This window comes from Achromobacter deleyi (assembly GCF_016127315.1).
Classification (GTDB): domain Bacteria; phylum Pseudomonadota; class Gammaproteobacteria; order Burkholderiales; family Burkholderiaceae_B; genus Achromobacter; species Achromobacter insuavis_A.
Genome location: NZ_CP065997.1, coordinates 821,051 through 836,161 on the forward strand (window position 1 = coordinate 821,051; position 15,111 = coordinate 836,161).

Below are 15,111 nucleotides of genomic sequence, written 5' to 3' on the forward strand. Positions count from 1 at the left end.
GGTGGGGATCAGCGCATGTTGCCGATGATCGACGAGCGGCTGTCCTGCATTTTCTTGATGAAGTTGGTCATCGTGTCGAAGGCCTCGTTACGCTTGTTCGACAGGCTCTGCAGGCGCAGCATGTCCATCTGCTGGCTGTTGCTGGCGGCGTCGAGCTTGCTCTTGATGTCGGGAATGGCCTTTTCCAGGCCCTCGCGGGTGGGCATGCCGGTCACGTTGGCGCCGATGACGTTGCCGGCGGCATCCTTGATCGGCGTGGCCTTGACCGGCGCCGGGTCCATGCCCAGCTTGAACGCCTGCGTGGCGTAGTCCGTGGCCAGCGCCTTGTTGGTCGGCGTGCCGGCGCCTTCCTTGACCTGGTCGCCCGGCTTGGCGTCCTTGGAGTCCAGCGTGCCCTTCATGCCGTTGAGCTTGGCCTGCATGTCGTTCAGGGCGCCGGTCACTTCGTTGCGCTTCTGCACTTCCTCGATCTGGCTCTTGAGCTGGCTGTCCAGCAGCTTGGTGCGCTCGGACTGGACCATCATCAAGGCGGTCTCGATGTCCATGCCGGAGATGTTGCTCAGGTTGATGCCGTTGACGCCGGCGTTGCTCACGTTCATGTTCAAGATAAGCTCCTGGTCCGGGCGGATCGCCTGGCTTCGATGTTTCGGTTGACCGACTATGCAGCTTGAGTAACGGAACCCGGCGTCAGGTTCCACGAATCTTCTCGGAAATCGCCATCTTGCTGTCCTGCATCTTCCTGACGTAGTTGGTCAGCATGTCCGCCGACTCATTGCGGCGGTTCATCAGGGCCTGCAGGCGCAGCATCTGGTCCTGTTGCAGGTTGGAGGCCTCGTCGATGGCGCCCTGCACCCGGGTCACCGCCTTGCGCAGTTCGCCGTATTCCGAGTCGTAGCGAATGCCGCCGGGGCAGCGATTAAGGGTTTGCCCGGGGTAGTCGGGCGTCATGAAGCCTTCACTGCCGGCCATTTTCTTGACCAGGTCCACGGCCAGGAAATGGCCGCGCAGATCGCCTTTGTCGCGCCACTGGGCCAGCAGCTCGGCCTGCCCGGGCGGCAGGTAGGCGCGAGCGAATTCCTTCATGTCGCCCATGTGGCCGAACAGGCGCCAGGTATTGCCATCGGAAGAGAATCCCAGGTTGATGCCGGCCTCGGCCGCCGCCCGGTTGATGCTGTCGGCCTGGCGGAAACTCCAGCCGCCATGGGCGTCGTCCCATTCCTTGTCGTACTTGGCCCCGGCATTGAACTGCGCCTGCACCGCTTTCAGGCCGGCCTGGACCGTGTTGAGCAGCTCCAGGCGCCGGTTGAGCGCGCGCAACTCCTGGATCTGGGTCTCGATCTGCTTATCCAGCAGGCGCCCGCGCTCGCCCTGCACGCTGAGCATCGCGGTTTCCTGGTCCGCGCCCACCAGGTCGGCGCCGCGCACGCCGCTGGAGCTCTCCAGGCCCACCCCGCCCAGGCTGGGCTGGTTGCCATTGACTGGTCCGACCATCGCTTGCCCCCGTTTGTCCGGTCAACGCATGTTGCCGATGATCGACGACCGGCTTTCCTGCATCTTCTTGATGAAGTTGGTCATCACGTCGAACGCCTCGTTGCGCTTGCCGGTCAGGCCCTGCAACCGCAGCATTTCCATCTGCTGGGTATTGCCGAGGTTGTCGAGCGAGCTCTTGATCTCGTTGACCGCCTGGGTGTTGGCATCGATCGCCTTGCCGTTGCTGGCGATCTGGGCCTCCAGCGCCGCGATCTTGCCGCCAAGCTGATCGACGAACCCCTGGACCACCCGGCCCTTGGCATCCATGGTGCCGTTGCGATCGACATCGCGGGGCGCGTCGTCACCCGTCGGAATGGTCAGCCCGGCCGCCTTGATCTGGTCGAGCGTGGCGTGCGAGAGCGCCTTGTCGTCCCCCTGGCCCCAGGACAGCCCATACCAGCCCTCGGGATTGGGGCACTTGCTGGCCGCAAGCCGGCCCTGCAGATCCTTGAGTTGGTCGATCTGCCCCTGCAGCGTCACATTGGACGACTCCAGTTTCAGGCTGTCGGCCGTCTTGGCGTTCATGGCCTCGTTCAGGCCCGCCATCTGCGCATTGCGGCCATTGACCGAGTCCAGTTGCTGGCGCAGGGCGTCCTCCAGCAGCTGCGAACGCTGGGTCTGGACCGCCATCAGCGCGGTCTCGATGTCCATGCTGGACAGATCCATCCCCGCCACGCCCCCCACTCCCACTCCGGAAACCGTAGACATTCCTTTCTCCTTGATTGACCGTCCGCGCCGCCTGGCGGGCGTCTGGACGACACGGGTTAACCCTAGAATTCGGTGCGGCGGAAATGGGTTCTGTCGAATCCGTGGCCTGCTGGTGTACGTAACCGACGCCGCGCCTTGGTTCCATGAAAGAACGATGGAACTTTCCCCGCCCAACCGTTACTACCCCTGACTGTGCGCGGCCTTCGTCCGCCGTTTCTCGCGCCTTCATGAACCGTATCGACGCCGGCCTGCCCGCTTCCGCTTTCTCGTCCACGACCTCGCACGCCGACCTCCAGAACGGCCAGCAGCAGGTCGGCACGATGCTGGGCCAGGCCGCCATGACGGTGGACGGCGAGATCTCGCTGGCGGATTCGGCCGAGGAACTCAGCCTGCACATGGCCGAGAAGACCGAGGACAAGCACCACGCCGAACGCAAGATCGGCCGCGACGCCCCGCTGCAGCTGCTCAGCGCCGAGGCCATCGTGGCCTACCTGGCCGAGTCGCACGACGCCGACGCCCAGGAAAAACTGATCGAGCTGGCGCGCCACCTGCTGGCCGGCGGCGCCGACCCGCGCCAGGCCGCCGCCCGGGCGTTCGGCGACGCCACCCGCCAGTACCTCGGCCTGCAATACGCGCTGCGCCAGGGCGAGCGCGAAGGCGCTCCCGACGAAATACTGGACGGCCTGCGCGAGGCGCTGGCCGACCTGGAACTGGAAAGCGGTCCGCAGATACGCGCCAGCCTGAACACCGTCGGCGCCGCCGCCGGCTACGCCAATGACGCCCGCGGCGTGGCCGACTTCCAGCGCACCTACCAGGACGTGGTGCTGGGCGAGGCCTCGCTGGCCAAGACCCTGTCGCTGGCGCTGGAACGCTTCGGCGGCAAGGACGTGGCGCGTGGCCTGCAGCAGCTGATCCAGGCGCTCGGCCAGGACCTGGCCGCGGCCCGCCCCTCCACCAGCCAGGACCGGCTGCAGGCGCTGATGCAGGATCTCTATCAGCTGGGCGTGGCGGTCACGGTGCTCGACGGCTGCGGCGAGCTGGGCGAGAAAATGGCGCGCGAGCACGGCAAACCCCTGGCGGCCGACAAGCTGATGCTGGACCTGGTCAACGTCAGCAACGAGAAGTGGCTGTCCGAATCGCGTTTCGCGGCACTGGCGGCCACCCATGGCGCCGACAGCGTCGCCGCCCGCATCACCTTCCTGGGCGGCATCCGCGCGGTGCTCAAGGATCTGCCGCTGCCGATGTTCCCCGACCTGGACGCCCGCCAATCGGTCCTGAGCGCGACGCAACTGGCCCTGGACGCGGCCATCGACGAGGAATACGAATGAACAGCCTGGATCGCGCCCTGGCCGCCTTCGGCGAGACCATCGGCCTGGACCGGCTGGGCCTGGGGCCGCGCGGCAACCTGGCGCTGCAACTGGATTCGGGCCGCCGCGTCGCGATCGAGACGGCCGGCGACGAAGTGCTGGTCTACGTCTCCGAGCCGGTGCCCTACGACGCCGCGCCGCGCCTGCTGCAGGCCTGGCGGCGGGCCCACCATTCGCATCAGGCGGGCTACCCGGTCCAGGTGGCCCTGCGCGACCAGGACGGCATTCCCCGGCTGCTGGCGCTGACCCGCCTGCCGGCCGACCAGACCGACGCCCCCGCGCTGCGGCGCGCGGTGGACACGCTGGCGCGCTGGCTCGACGACGCGCGCGCCGACTGACCCCGGAACGGAGACCCACACCATGTCCGATATGCGCATCAGCGGCTTCGCCTTCGACCGGGGCCTGGACGGCATCAGCTACGCCGGCCGCGAAACCACCGGTCAGCACCTGCCGGAACGCCAGGAGCTGGCGCCGCCGGCCGATGGCGTCAAGGCGCAGCTGGCGCAACTGCTCGACACCCCGAACATCGACCGCTACCTCGACGGCCAGCTGCGCCCCACGGTCGCCAACCGCGACCTGCTGCTGCCCGGCAAGTTCGCCCAGGCCCTGCAGGCGACGCTGGAAGGCCTGTCCGCCGCGGCCGAACAAAGCCAGGACCGCAATCCCGAGGACGCCCGCGCGCTGAACCGCGCGGTGCGGCTGCTCAAGGACGAGGCCGGCCTGCGCGACCTGGTCGCCATGTACCGCAGCGCGCTGTACCAGGGATGAACGCCTCCATGCCCCTGACGCCCGATGCCCGCGAGCTGCTCAGCCTGCTGGCCTATGTCTACCTGGAAAACAACCGGCCCGAAAAAACCGCCGTGGTGCTGAACGCGCTGCGCACCCTGGGGCTGGCCGACACCCGCCAGCTCGCCACGCTGGCGCTGGCGCAACTGCGCGCCGGCAAGCCCGACGCGGCCCTGTCGACGCTCGACCAGCTGGCCATGCAGGGCGGCGTCGACGCGCCCTTTCACCTGATCCGCTCGCAGGCGCTGTTGGCCCTGGAGCGGCGCGACGAGGCCGCCGCGGCCATGCGCGCCTACGTTGCCCTGCGCCCCGCCGTGGCGGTCGCCCCCACCGAAGCAGAAACGACTTGAGCCGCCCCATGCAAGCCCTGAACCGCGTCGTCGCCGTCGCCACCAGCCGCAACGATATCGTCCTGGCGGTCCTGATCGTCTCGATCATTTTCATGATGATCCTGCCGCTGCCGACGACCCTGGTCGACGTGCTGATCGGCGCCAACATGACGCTGTCGGCCATCCTGCTGATGGTGGCCATGTACCTGCCGTCGCCGCTGGCGTTCTCGTCGTTCCCCTCGGTGCTGCTGGTCACCACGCTGTTCCGCCTGGGCATCTCGATCGCCACCACCCGCCTGATCCTGCTGCAGGGCGACGCCGGCCACATCATCGAGACCTTCGGCAACTTCGTGGTCGGCGGCAACCTGATCGTCGGCCTGGTGGTGTTCCTGATCCTCACCATCGTGCAGTTCGTGGTCATCACCAAGGGCGCCGAGCGCGTGGCCGAAGTGGCGGCGCGCTTCTCGCTGGACGCCATGCCCGGCAAGCAGATGTCGATCGACGCCGACCTGCGCGCCGGCACCATCGACATGGACGAGGCGCGCAAGCGCCGCTCGGTGGTCGAAAAGGAAAGCCAGCTCTACGGCGCCATGGACGGCGCCATGAAGTTCGTCAAGGGCGACGCCATCGCCGGCCTCATCATCGTCGCGGTCAACCTGCTCGGCGGCATCCTCATCGGCACCATGCAGCGCGGCCTGACCGCCGGCGAAGCCGTGCAGGTGTACTCCATCCTGACCATCGGCGACGGCCTGATCGCGCAGATCCCGGCGCTCTTCATCGCCATCTGCGCCGGCATCATCGTGACTCGGGTGCAGACCGGCGACGGCCCTTCCAACGTCGGCAAGGACATCGGCGCCCAGGTGCTGGCGCAGCCGCGCGCGCTGCTGATCGCCGCCGCCATCGCGGTCGGCATGGGCCTGATCCCCGGCATGCCCACACTGACCTTCCTGGCGCTGGCCGCGGTGGTCGGCACCATCGGCTTCGTGCTGCTGCGCGGCACGCGCAAGGTGGTGGACGAGAAAACCGGCGAGATCACCGAGATCCCGGCCCTGGCGGCCGACGGCCAGAAGCCGCAGGCCAAGCCGCGCGCCGACGGCAGCGCCGAGTTCGCGCCCACGCTGCCGCTGATGATCGACGTGGCCGCCGCGCTGCAGCGCAGCTTCGACGCCGACGAGCTCAACGAGGAACTGCTGAAGATCCGCCGCGCGCTGTACTTCGACCTGGGCGTGCCCTTCCCCGGCATCCAGCTGCGCTTCAACGACGCGCTGGCGGCGGACACCTACAACATCCTGTTGTCCGAAGTGCCGGTGTCGCAGGGCAAACTGCGGCCGGGCGCGGTGCTGGTGCGCGACACGGAACAGAACCTGCAGGCGCTGCAGGTTCCCTACGAAACCGACAAGCGCTTCCTCCCCAACATTGCCACGCTGTGGGTCGAGGCGCGCCTGGCGCAGACCCTGTCGGCCGCCGGCATTCCGTTCCTGGACCCGCACCAGGTGCTGACCTGGCACCTGGCCTTCGTGCTGAAGAAGTATTCGTCGGATTTCATCGGCATCCAGGAAACCCGCTTCCTGCTGACGGCCATGGAAGACCGCTTCCCCGACCTGGTCAAGGAAGCGCTGCGCGTGATGCCAGTGCAGAAGATCGCCGAGATCCTGCAGCGGCTGGTGTCCGAGGACATCTCGGTGCGCAACCTGCGCGCGGTGCTGGAAGCGCTGATCGAATGGGGCCAGAAGGAAAAGGACTCGGTGCTGCTGACCGAATACGTGCGGGTCTCGCTCAAGCGCCACATCAGCTACAAGTATTCCAGCGGCCAGAACATCCTGCCCGCCTACCTGTTGGCGCCCAATGTCGAAGAGACGGTGCGCGGCGCCATCCGCCAGACCTCGGCGGGCAGCTACCTGGCGCTCGACCCCAACGCCTCGCGCAAGCTGGTGGACAACATCAAGCGCGCCACCGGCGACCTGAGCGCGGCGGCGCAGAAGCCGGTGCTGCTGACCTCGATGGACATCCGCCGCTACCTGCGCAAGATGATCGAACAGGACCTGTATGAGCTGCCGGTGCTGTCCTACCAGGAGCTGACCCAGGAAATCAACGTGCAGCCGCTGGCCAGGGTGGACCTGTGAACCCGCCCGCAACCGGAGCCCCCTCATGAGCGAAGCGCTGGAACTGCGCGTGCTGTCCGGCCTGCATCGCGATGCGCGCTGCCAGGTCGCGGACGGCGCCGTGCTGGGGGCCGACCCGGCCTGCGACATCGTGCTGGCCGACGACGGCATGGGCCCGCGCGCCGCGCGCGTGCGCATCGGCGAAGGCGGCTGGGACCTGGCGCTGGACGATGGCGCGCCCAGCCAGCAACCCGGCACGCCGTTCAACCGGCCGGTGCCGCTGGGCCCGGTCTGGATCACCGTGGCTCGCCGCGGCGACCCCTGGGCCAACGCGCCCGACGCCGCCAACGACGCGCTGGCGCGCGTGGCGGCCGAACCGGACGCCGCGCCCGAAACGCTGCCCCCGATCGCGCCGGCGGCCACGCCGCCGGTCAGCGACGAAGACCGCCAGCTGGAACGGCGCCTGCCGCTGCCGCCCGCGCAGGGCCGGCGCCGCAAGCGTGACTCCTGGCCCATGGTGCTGGGCCTGGCCGCGGTGGTGCTGACCATCGTCGTCGCCATCGTCCTGACCCTGATGCCGCAATCCACCGCCAGCCGCGCGCCGCAGGTCGACCCGCGCCTGGCGGCCGCGGAAAAATCCGTGGGGCAGATCTCCGCGGTCTTCGAGCGCATGGGCCTGGCCTCGCGCCTGCACGTCTCGATGGCGCGCGACGGCGTGGTGACGGTGTCCGGCTGGGTGCGCAACGCCGCCGAACAGGATGCCGTGGCCTCGGCGCTGTCGCAGATCTGGCCGATGCCCGCCATGCGCATCAGCAACGAAGACGAGGTGGTGCGCACCGCCCGTACCGCGCTGCGCGCCTTCAACGTGCGCTACGAGCCGCGCTACGAGGGCGATGGCCGCCTGAACGTCGCCGGCATCGCCAGCAGCGCGCGCGAACGCGCCTCGGCGCTGGATGCGCTGCGCGCGCAACTGCCCGGCATGACGGTGCTGGGCAACAACATCGCGCTGACGCAGCAACTGAGCGACACCTTGTCCAGCCAGTTGGTGGACGCGGGCCTGTCCGGCGTCACGCTCGCATGGAAACCCGACCACCTGGAGATCGCCGCCGGCGCGCTCGACGACGACCAGCAGGCCCGCCTGCAGGACGTGTTGAACGAGTTCAACCAGAACCACCTCGGCGTCGCCAGGCTGGCCGCGGCCAGCGCCTCGCCGGCGGCCGACAGCGTGCCGTTCGTGATCCGCAGCGTGGTCGGCGGGCCGCAGCCCTTCATCGTGCTGGAAGACGGCAGCAAGCTGCTGGTGGGCGGCGTCTACCGCAAGTACCGCCTGGTCTCCGTGGAAAACACCCGCATCATTTTCGAAGGCCCGCGCGCCGCCATCGTGACGCGCTGACATCCCAACCGCCCCTGCCGCCATGACCGATCCGACTGCCCTGACCGAACTGGAACAACGCCTGGCCGCCCCCGGCGGCGGCGCCTTGCGCGCCGCCCTGTCGCAACGGCTCGCCGAACTGGAACACACTGCCGGCCAGCGCCTGGATTCTGGCCTGGTGCCGGTCGCGTTCCAGCAATACCAGGCGGTGGCGCAGGCCGCCGCCGCCGCGCGCGCGGTGCTGGCCGCGCTGCCGCTCGATCCCCGCGAAGGCGCCGACGCGCCGCCCGCCGCTTTTTCTCCCCTGAATCGCTAGGAGACGCATCATGGCTTTGAACGGTTTGACCGGCTCGTCCGGCCTGAATTTCAACAGCGTGAACAACACGATCTACGACAGCATCCGCTCGCAGGAAAGCAACCTGCAGACGACGCTGTCCAACCTGCGCACCAACGCCGACGGCAGCGTGTCGCAGGCGGACATGTTGAAGATGCAGCAACAGGTGCAGCAATGGACCATGCTGATCGAGATCCAGAGCACGATCACCAAGCAGATCGCGGACTCGCTCAAGGGCGTGATCCAGAAAGCCAGCTGAGCCGGCTCCGGCGCCCGCCGCGCGGGTTCAGACAGACTGCATCATGAAGGCGGGATTGCGCCACGGCGCGTCCGCGCCCGGCTCGGCGCGCGCGGCGCGCTTCTCCCAGGCCTCGACCTGGTTGAGCAGCGCATCGATCGCGGCCAGCAGCGCGTCCGCGCCGCATTGTTCGCGCGCCACGCCCAACTGCAGGTGCATGCGGCCATCCGGGGCCGCGCACGCCACCACGCCGCCGCCCGCCTGCAGGAAGTTGCCCTGCGCGGCCAAGAGCGCCAGCGCGCCGTCCATCTTGCCCCCGCCCACCGCGCACGACAGCAGGATCTGGCCGCGCGCGCCATGCGCCATCACCTGCACCAGGTGACGGCCATCGAAGGCCAGCTGGCACAGGCCGCCCTCGGCGGGCGCCAGCGCGGGAATGCCCAGGGCCTGGCCGAGTTCGGAAAGCACCTGGGCGAATTGAGGGTCTGACACGGTGACGAGTGGCGATGCCGGCGCGCCGGGCGCGGCCGCGCGAAGCGCGAGATGGACGAAGCGCCATTATGGCACCCGCGCCGCGCGAATCCCAAGCCTCGGCAGCTCGAACGCCTGGGCCGCTTGCGGCGGCTGCCGGACTTCGAGCATGGACACAAGGACAGCGGGCGATTCAGAGCGGCACCGCCGCCCTGGCCTCGCACACCTTGGCCAGGCGGCGCGGATCGCCATCGAGCTCGCGCCACAGGCGCAGCAGCCGGTCCGCGCCGCTGCTGCGCGCATCCACCGCGTAACGCGCATAGCCGAGCCAATGCCGTTCCTGCGGCGCCAGCCCGCCTTCGGCCACCGCCAGCACCTCGCCGGCCAGGGCATGCACCGCGGGATCGTGCAGCGCGTCGCGCATGGCGTCGGCGCGCATGGCCCGCAGGCGCAGCCAGCCCCATGACCGCAACAGATCCTCAGCTTGCGGCAAGTTGCGCATCAATCCCAGTTGCAGCGCCGACGGCGCCATCACCAGCGTCGTCGCCACCTCGCGTCCCGCCTCGCGCAGCAATTGCGCGTCGGCGAAGCCGGCGCCGGGCGCGCGGCCTTCGATGTAGCCGCTGGCGCCCAGCTGCGCGTACAGCTCCTCGATGCCGCCCGGCCGCCGCCAGGCTTCACGTAGCGCCTCCAGCGATGGCGGCGTCGCCAGCCGATAGCGCCAGCGCGCATCGAGGAAATGCGCGAACTGCGAATACTCGAAATGCGCGCCCTGCGGCGTGATGGTGACGCCCTCGCCGGTGTCCGACCGCCGGCCCGGCCAGCCGTCCGACGCCAGGAACGCCGACAGGCAGGGCGACCCGCGCAGGTATACGCCAGTGGCCGACTTGTAGCCATCGTCCGTCGCCAGCGGCAGGCAGCGGCTGGCGGTGCCGGGCGCGAACATCCAGCGGAAATAATCGCCCAGGTCCACGAACGGCCGTTCGGGCAGGCGTTGCAGGTGGTAGTCGCCGGCATAGCGCGAATGGCGGAACATGCGGTCCCACACCGTCAGCCGGTTTTCCTTCAGGCCGGTCGCGCGGCCGTTCTCCAGCGGACTGTTGGCGAAGATCGCGATGCTGGCCGGCGCCAGCGCCAGCACCACGTTGAGCGCGCGCGCCGCCTGCGTCACGTCCACCGACGTGCACGGGCTGTTCTGCGCCTTGGCATCGATGCCCACGCGATGCAGCCATTCACGGTGGCCCACCAGCTCGCGGTAGATCGGCCGCGGCACGTGCACCGTCGCGTACCACGACGGGTCCAGCGTGCAGTCCGGATGTTCCGACGCATTCAGCAGCACCGCGCCTTCCGCTTCCAGCGCGCGGCTGGCATCGTGCAGTTCCAGCATGGTGCGCCGCGCCAGCTCGGCCAGTCCGCCGTCGTCTTCGGACACCGGCGCGAACGCGGTCTCGAGCAGGTTGAAGCCGTTGTCCAGGCCGCTTTCGCCGGCCGCCACCGACACGCCGACGATGCGCTCGCCGATGCGCGTCAGGCCAGGCGCCTCGCCACGTGCCGCCTTGATCGCGGCCAGCGCCTCGAAGTAGCCGCCCACCGGGTGACTGGCGCCGGTATCGCGCCGCGCCACCGCCATCTCCATTTCCAGCCCCAGCGTGCGTCCCGCGCGCGGCGTCATCGCGCCGCTCCCGCGGCGCGCGGGCAGCTCCGGCGGTCCGGAACGGAAAGGGTGGCGGCGTGCATCAAGACTGTCTCCTTGTTCTGTTGGCGCAGGGCGCGCCGCAAGCTGAGTAACACCGATGGCGCCGCCGTTCCCCGGCGGCCGGCGAGATCGCCTCAGGCGGGCTCGGCCATGTCCTGGAAGCGCCGCGTGAGGATGTCGACGAAGGCCTCGGTCACCACCGACGGCGCGGTCTGCGCCGGATAGGCCATGCAGACCCGCACCGGCAGCCTGGGCATGAACGGGCGTATCGCCAGCTGCTGCGCGAAGACGTCGGCGATATACGGATTGACGATCCCCAGGCCGGTGCCGGCCGCGGCCAGCGCGCAGATCGTCGATGAATACGTGGTCTCGATTTCCGACACCGGCTGCACCTGATGCGCCAGCATCGCGCCGCGCAACTGCAGGTAGACGTCGTCGTCGGCGTTCAGCACCAGCAGCCGGCGTTCGTTCAGGTCGGCGATGCCGATGGCCGGCAGCGCCGCCAGCGGATGGTCCGGCCGCATGACGCAGACCGCGGCGCTTTCGTGCAGGCTTTGCAGCGACAGGTGCGCGCCATCCAGCGGCACCGTCGTCACCACCACGTCATAGGTGCCATGCAGCAGCCCCTCGCGCAGATACTGGCTGCCCACGGTCTGCATGTTGATGTGCACGTCGGGATAGCGCTGCGCGAATTCCTCGACCGCGCCGGGCAGCATGCCCAGGCCCAGCGCCGGCGTGCAGGCCAGCCGCAACACCCCGCTGCCGCTGCGCCGCATGGCGGCCACCCGGTCCTCGATGCGCTCCAGGCCGACGAAGTGGCGCTTGACCGTATCGAACAGGTCCTTGGCCTCGCGCGTCGGCCGCAGGCGGCCGCGCTCCATGTCGAACAATTTCAGGCCGCTGGCCTGTTGCGCCTGCGCCAGCAGGCGGCTCACCGACGGTTGCGTGGTGCGCAGCATCTGCGCCGCGCCGGTGGTGGTGCCGGCCAGCATTACCGCGTGGAAGGCTTCGATCTGACGGAAATTCAGCGGTCGGCTCATGGGGTCACAGGGTATAGCAAACTTGCATAGACTATGCCGAAAAAAGAATTTTTTCAAATACTTAGCCACTCCTACACTCGTGGCTCTTCGGGTGCTCCTGTTCCGCGCCTCAACGAAAAACCAACCGCTGTAGGGGAAATACCATGCGTTCAAGCCGTCCCTGGCGCCGCCGCGTCCTGCAAGCCCTTTGCCTGACCCTGGCGAGCGCGGCCCTGCCGTTCGCCGCCCAGGCCCAAGCCAATTATCCGGAACATCCGTTACGGATCATCGTGCCGTTCACCGCGGGCGGCAGCTCCGACATCCAGGGACGCCTGCTGGCCGAACACCTGGGCAAGCTCTACGGCCAGCCGGTCGTGGTCGAGAACCGTCCCGGCGCGGGCGGCCATATCGGCGGCAAGTACGTCGCCGACTCCGGCCCCGACGGCTACACCCTGCTGCTCGGCTCCATCGGCCTGCATGCCACCTACGGCGTCTATAAGAACCTGAACTACCGGCCCGCCGACGATCTCAAGGTCATCACCGTCGTCGCCGAAATGCCGCACGTGGTCGTGGCCAGCCCCACCCTCGAAGCCAACACCCTGGCCGAGCTGACCGCCCAGGCCAAGGCCAAGCCCGACAGCCTGCACTTCGGCTCGGCCGGCGTCGGCTCCTCGGTGCATATGGTAGGCGAACTCTACAAAATGGCCTCGCAGGCCCCGATCGTGCACATTCCCTACCGCGGCAGTTCGGCCGCCATCAACGACCTGCTCGGCGGCCAGATCCAGCTGCTGTTCGAGAACGTGCCCACCACCATCGGCTACATCCAGAGCGGCAAGCTCAAGGCGCTGGCCATCACCGGCGCCACCCGCTCGGCCGCGCTGCCCAACGTGCCCACCGCCGCCGAGGCCGGCCTGCCGGGCCTGACCGTGACGTCCTGGACCACGCTGGCCGCCAGCAAGGACGTGCCCGACGCGCTGATCGAGAAAATCAGCGCCGACCTGCGCCGCGTCTACGCCGATCCGTCGTTCCGCGCCGGCCTCGAGCGGCTGGGCATGACGCCCGTGGGCAACAGCCCGGCCGAGGCGCGCGACTTCGTCGAGCGCGAACGCGCGCGCTGGAACAAGGTCATCGAGACCGAACACATCAGCGCCGGCTGACCTTCCCATTCTTCATTTGATGAGTCGCATGACCACTCCCGCCATCGCCTGCCGCCGCCTGCAAGACGCGCCCTGGCATCACTTCTTCGGCTACTACAACAAGACCGTCTGGCACCGCGGCGGCCGCTACCTGCTGGCCAACCGCACGCCGGTCAAGGACGCCGTCCTCACGCCCGGGCTGCGCGCCGAGGTCGGCTACTTCGACCTGCAGGACGGCGACCGCTACCACGCCGTCGGCGCCACCACCGCCTGGAACTGGCAGATGGGCTGCCAGTTGCAGTGGCTGGACGGCCAGGCCGAGCCGCAGCTGATCTACAACAGCCGGCGCGACGACGATGGCGGCTTCTATCCCGGATTCCGCTCGGCGGTCCACAACCTCGTCACCGGCCAGACCCGCTACCTGCCGCTGCCGATCTACGTCGCCGCCCCCGACAGCCGCTACGCGCTGTGCGTGGACTACCGCCGGCTCTACATCACGCACCAGACCATCGGCTACAGCGAACACGCGCCCGCGCCGGTGGCCAACGCGCCGGCCGACGACGGCATCCACACGCTCGACCTGGACAGCGGCGCCCACCGCCTGCTGGTCAGCTACGCCGACCTGCGCAACTTCCATCCGCGCGCCTCGATGGAACGCGCCATCCACTGGGTCAGCCACATCGAGGTCAACCCCTCGTCGACGCGCATCCTGTTCCTGCATCGCTGGACCGAGCGCGTCGAGGACGAGACCTGCTTCCTGCACCGCCTCATCACCATGAACCCGGACGGCAGCGACATGCGCCTGCTGGAATGTTCCGACCACCCGCTGCCGCAGCTGGCCGACGATTTCGATCCGGACGCGGTCGGCACCTTCGACTACGAGAAATCGGAATACCAGATCTCGCATCCGCTGTGGCGCGACGACCGCTCGATCATTGTCTGGGGACCGCATGCCGGCCGCATCCACTACCACCTGTACGAAGACGCCGACGGCGGACAGGTGCAGGTGGTGGGCGACGGCGTTCTCACCGAGAACGGCCACATGACGTTTTCACCGGTGGACAGCCGCTGGCTGCTGAGCGACACCTATCCCGATCCCGTCACCCACGAACGCATCCTGTTCCTCTATGACATGCGCACCGGGCAACGCCACGACCTCGGCAGCTTCTACGCCGACCCGGCCCTGTCCAAGGAAAACCGCTGCGACCTGCATCCGCGCTGGAGCCGCGACGGCACGCAGGTGTGCGTGGACTCGGTGCACGAAGGCGAACGCCAGATGTACGTGCTGGACGTCGCGCCGATCGTGAAAGCCTGACGCCGCTCAGCCTTCGCGCGCGACCTGGCGCAGCGCCTGCTCGAACACGTCCGCCGGCTGGCCGCCGGACACCAGGTACTTGCCGTTCAGGATCACCGACGGCACCGAGGTGATGCCGCGGTCGCGCCATTCGGCTTCTTCCTTGCGCACCTCTTCGCTGTAGCGGCCCGAGGCCAGCACCGCGCGCGCCTCGGCCGCGTCCAGGCCGGCGTCGGCCGCCGCCTGCACCAGCACCTCGACGTCGCTGGTGTCCTGGTTGTCGAAGTGATAGGTCTCCAGCAGGCGCTTTTTCAGCGCCGTCTGGCTGCCCTGGCCCTCCAGGCCGGCCCAATGCAGCAGGCGGTGGGCATCGAAGGTATTGAACGAGCGGTTGTCGTCGCCCATGCGCATGCGCATGCGCATCCCGACCGCCGCGGCGCGCTCGCTGATCACCTTGCGATTGGCCTGCACCTGCTCGCGGCTGTAGCCATACTTGGCCATCAGGCGCTCGATGGTGTTCTGGCCGCCCTTGGGCATGTCGGGATTGAGCTCGAACGGCCGGAAATGCAACTCGACCTCGGCCTCGTCGCCCACCCGCTCGATCGCGGCCAGCAGGCCGCCCAGGCCGACCGCGCACCAGGGGCAGGCGACATCGGACACGAAATCAACAGTGATCTTGGACATGGAACTCTCCGGGAACAGTCCCCAAGCGTAGACCAAACCACGGCG

General features: G+C 68.6%; 17 protein-coding genes. 10 read left to right on the plus strand and 7 right to left on the minus strand.

Annotation, left to right across the window (positions count from 1 at the left end; all coding sequences use genetic code 11):
• Nucleotides 1-8 precede the first annotated feature (8 nt).
• The 3 genes from I6I07_RS03665 to I6I07_RS03675 all read right to left on the minus strand — a co-directional run bounded on the left by I6I07_RS03665 (nucleotide 9) and on the right by I6I07_RS03675 (nucleotide 2,238).
• Nucleotides 9-599 carry a hypothetical protein gene (locus tag I6I07_RS03665; protein ID WP_232626098.1) on the minus strand — a complete coding sequence of 197 codons (591 nt, stop codon included), beginning with the start codon at nucleotides 597-599 and terminating at the stop codon, nucleotides 9-11.
• Nucleotides 600-687: 88 nt separating this feature from the next.
• Nucleotides 688-1,491, minus strand: coding sequence for a hypothetical protein (locus tag I6I07_RS03670; RefSeq protein WP_198485677.1), 804 nt, complete (start codon nucleotides 1,489-1,491; stop codon nucleotides 688-690).
• Between the two features lie 21 nt (nucleotides 1,492-1,512).
• A complete protein-coding gene (locus I6I07_RS03675) occupies nucleotides 1,513-2,238 on the minus strand; it encodes a hypothetical protein (protein ID WP_232625891.1) in 726 nt (241 codons plus the stop codon).
• 227 nt (nucleotides 2,239-2,465) lie between these two features.
• Here I6I07_RS03675 and sctW point away from each other — a divergent pair, with 227 nt between their 5' ends.
• The 8 genes from sctW to I6I07_RS03715 are packed head-to-tail and all read left to right on the plus strand — an operon-like array spanning nucleotide 2,466 to nucleotide 8,787.
• Nucleotides 2,466-3,566, plus strand: coding sequence for a type III secretion system gatekeeper subunit SctW (gene sctW, locus I6I07_RS03680; RefSeq protein ID WP_198485678.1), 1,101 nt, complete (start codon nucleotides 2,466-2,468; stop codon nucleotides 3,564-3,566).
• Nucleotides 3,563-3,943, plus strand: a complete 381-nt coding sequence (locus I6I07_RS03685) for a hypothetical protein (protein ID WP_198485679.1) — start codon at nucleotides 3,563-3,565, stop codon at nucleotides 3,941-3,943. Before sctW ends, I6I07_RS03685 begins: the two co-directional genes overlap by 4 nt.
• Before the next feature lie 22 nt (nucleotides 3,944-3,965).
• Nucleotides 3,966-4,373 (plus strand): hypothetical protein, encoded by a 408-nt coding sequence (locus I6I07_RS03690; RefSeq protein ID WP_006392828.1) that lies wholly within the window; start codon nucleotides 3,966-3,968, stop codon nucleotides 4,371-4,373.
• A gap of 8 nt (nucleotides 4,374-4,381) precedes the next feature.
• Entirely contained in the window at nucleotides 4,382-4,741 is a 360-nt protein-coding gene (locus tag I6I07_RS03695; protein WP_198485680.1) for a tetratricopeptide repeat protein, read from the plus strand.
• An 8-nt stretch (nucleotides 4,742-4,749) separates the two neighbouring features.
• Nucleotides 4,750-6,843 (plus strand): type III secretion system export apparatus subunit SctV, encoded by a 2,094-nt coding sequence (gene sctV, locus I6I07_RS03700; protein ID WP_198485681.1) that lies wholly within the window; start codon nucleotides 4,750-4,752, stop codon nucleotides 6,841-6,843.
• Nucleotides 6,844-6,868: 25 nt separating this feature from the next.
• Nucleotides 6,869-8,215 (plus strand): type III secretion system inner membrane ring subunit SctD, encoded by a 1,347-nt coding sequence (gene sctD / locus I6I07_RS03705; protein ID WP_198485682.1) that lies wholly within the window; start codon nucleotides 6,869-6,871, stop codon nucleotides 8,213-8,215.
• A gap of 22 nt (nucleotides 8,216-8,237) precedes the next feature.
• Nucleotides 8,238-8,510, plus strand: a complete 273-nt coding sequence (locus I6I07_RS03710) for an EscE/YscE/SsaE family type III secretion system needle protein co-chaperone (RefSeq protein WP_198485683.1) — start codon at nucleotides 8,238-8,240, stop codon at nucleotides 8,508-8,510.
• 10 nt (nucleotides 8,511-8,520) lie between these two features.
• Nucleotides 8,521-8,787, plus strand: coding sequence for an EscF/YscF/HrpA family type III secretion system needle major subunit (locus I6I07_RS03715; RefSeq protein WP_006392823.1), 267 nt, complete (start codon nucleotides 8,521-8,523; stop codon nucleotides 8,785-8,787).
• A gap of 27 nt (nucleotides 8,788-8,814) precedes the next feature.
• Here the strand turns inward: I6I07_RS03715 and I6I07_RS03720 are convergent, their stop codons facing one another.
• From I6I07_RS03720 to I6I07_RS03730, 3 genes are all read right to left on the minus strand, one after another.
• Nucleotides 8,815-9,258, minus strand: coding sequence for a CesT family type III secretion system chaperone (locus I6I07_RS03720; RefSeq protein WP_198485684.1), 444 nt, complete (start codon nucleotides 9,256-9,258; stop codon nucleotides 8,815-8,817).
• A 172-nt stretch (nucleotides 9,259-9,430) separates the two neighbouring features.
• Nucleotides 9,431-10,909: a glutamate-cysteine ligase family protein gene (locus I6I07_RS03725; RefSeq protein ID WP_198485685.1), complete on the minus strand. Its 1,479-nt coding sequence runs from the start codon at nucleotides 10,907-10,909 to the stop codon at nucleotides 9,431-9,433.
• Nucleotides 10,910-11,067: 158 nt separating this feature from the next.
• Nucleotides 11,068-11,973 carry a LysR substrate-binding domain-containing protein gene (locus I6I07_RS03730; RefSeq protein ID WP_198485686.1) on the minus strand — a complete coding sequence of 302 codons (906 nt, stop codon included), beginning with the start codon at nucleotides 11,971-11,973 and terminating at the stop codon, nucleotides 11,068-11,070.
• Between the two features lie 143 nt (nucleotides 11,974-12,116).
• Here I6I07_RS03730 and I6I07_RS03735 point away from each other — a divergent pair, with 143 nt between their 5' ends.
• Both I6I07_RS03735 and I6I07_RS03740 read left to right on the plus strand, forming a co-directional pair.
• Nucleotides 12,117-13,109, plus strand: coding sequence for a Bug family tripartite tricarboxylate transporter substrate binding protein (locus tag I6I07_RS03735; protein ID WP_116520512.1), 993 nt, complete (start codon nucleotides 12,117-12,119; stop codon nucleotides 13,107-13,109).
• A 28-nt stretch (nucleotides 13,110-13,137) separates the two neighbouring features.
• Nucleotides 13,138-14,403 (plus strand): hypothetical protein, encoded by a 1,266-nt coding sequence (locus I6I07_RS03740; RefSeq protein ID WP_420094541.1) that lies wholly within the window; start codon nucleotides 13,138-13,140, stop codon nucleotides 14,401-14,403.
• 6 nt (nucleotides 14,404-14,409) lie between these two features.
• Here the strand turns inward: I6I07_RS03740 and I6I07_RS03745 are convergent, their stop codons facing one another.
• Complete coding sequence (locus I6I07_RS03745; RefSeq protein ID WP_198485688.1) at nucleotides 14,410-15,066, minus strand: DsbA family oxidoreductase; 657 nt, start codon at nucleotides 15,064-15,066, stop codon at nucleotides 14,410-14,412.
• Nucleotides 15,067-15,111 lie beyond the last annotated feature (45 nt).

Excerpts from the sequence above, each read along its gene's own strand:
- I6I07_RS03740 (WP_420094541.1), top strand. The coding sequence starts at position 13,138 with ATGACCACTCCCGCCATCGCCTGCCGCCGCCTGCAAGACGCGCCCTGG.
- I6I07_RS03735 (WP_116520512.1), top strand. The coding sequence starts at position 12,117 with ATGCGTTCAAGCCGTCCCTGGCGCCGCCGCGTCCTGCAAGCCCTTTGC.
- I6I07_RS03665 (WP_232626098.1), bottom strand. The coding sequence starts at position 599 with ATGAACGTGAGCAACGCCGGCGTCAACGGCATCAACCTGAGCAACATC.
- sctW (WP_198485678.1), top strand. The coding sequence starts at position 2,466 with ATGAACCGTATCGACGCCGGCCTGCCCGCTTCCGCTTTCTCGTCCACG.
- I6I07_RS03670 (WP_198485677.1), bottom strand. The coding sequence starts at position 1,491 with ATGGTCGGACCAGTCAATGGCAACCAGCCCAGCCTGGGCGGGGTGGGC.
- I6I07_RS03685 (WP_198485679.1), top strand. The coding sequence starts at position 3,563 with ATGAACAGCCTGGATCGCGCCCTGGCCGCCTTCGGCGAGACCATCGGC.
- I6I07_RS03730 (WP_198485686.1), bottom strand. The coding sequence starts at position 11,973 with ATGAGCCGACCGCTGAATTTCCGTCAGATCGAAGCCTTCCACGCGGTA.
- I6I07_RS03710 (WP_198485683.1), top strand. The coding sequence starts at position 8,238 with ATGACCGATCCGACTGCCCTGACCGAACTGGAACAACGCCTGGCCGCC.
- I6I07_RS03725 (WP_198485685.1), bottom strand. The coding sequence starts at position 10,909 with ATGACGCCGCGCGCGGGACGCACGCTGGGGCTGGAAATGGAGATGGCG.
- I6I07_RS03675 (WP_232625891.1), bottom strand. The coding sequence starts at position 2,238 with ATGTCTACGGTTTCCGGAGTGGGAGTGGGGGGCGTGGCGGGGATGGAT.
- sctD (WP_198485682.1), top strand. The coding sequence starts at position 6,869 with ATGAGCGAAGCGCTGGAACTGCGCGTGCTGTCCGGCCTGCATCGCGAT.
- I6I07_RS03715 (WP_006392823.1), top strand. The coding sequence starts at position 8,521 with ATGGCTTTGAACGGTTTGACCGGCTCGTCCGGCCTGAATTTCAACAGC.
- sctV (WP_198485681.1), top strand. The coding sequence starts at position 4,750 with ATGCAAGCCCTGAACCGCGTCGTCGCCGTCGCCACCAGCCGCAACGAT.
- I6I07_RS03745 (WP_198485688.1), bottom strand. The coding sequence starts at position 15,066 with ATGTCCAAGATCACTGTTGATTTCGTGTCCGATGTCGCCTGCCCCTGG.
- I6I07_RS03690 (WP_006392828.1), top strand. The coding sequence starts at position 3,966 with ATGTCCGATATGCGCATCAGCGGCTTCGCCTTCGACCGGGGCCTGGAC.
- I6I07_RS03695 (WP_198485680.1), top strand. The coding sequence starts at position 4,382 with ATGCCCCTGACGCCCGATGCCCGCGAGCTGCTCAGCCTGCTGGCCTAT.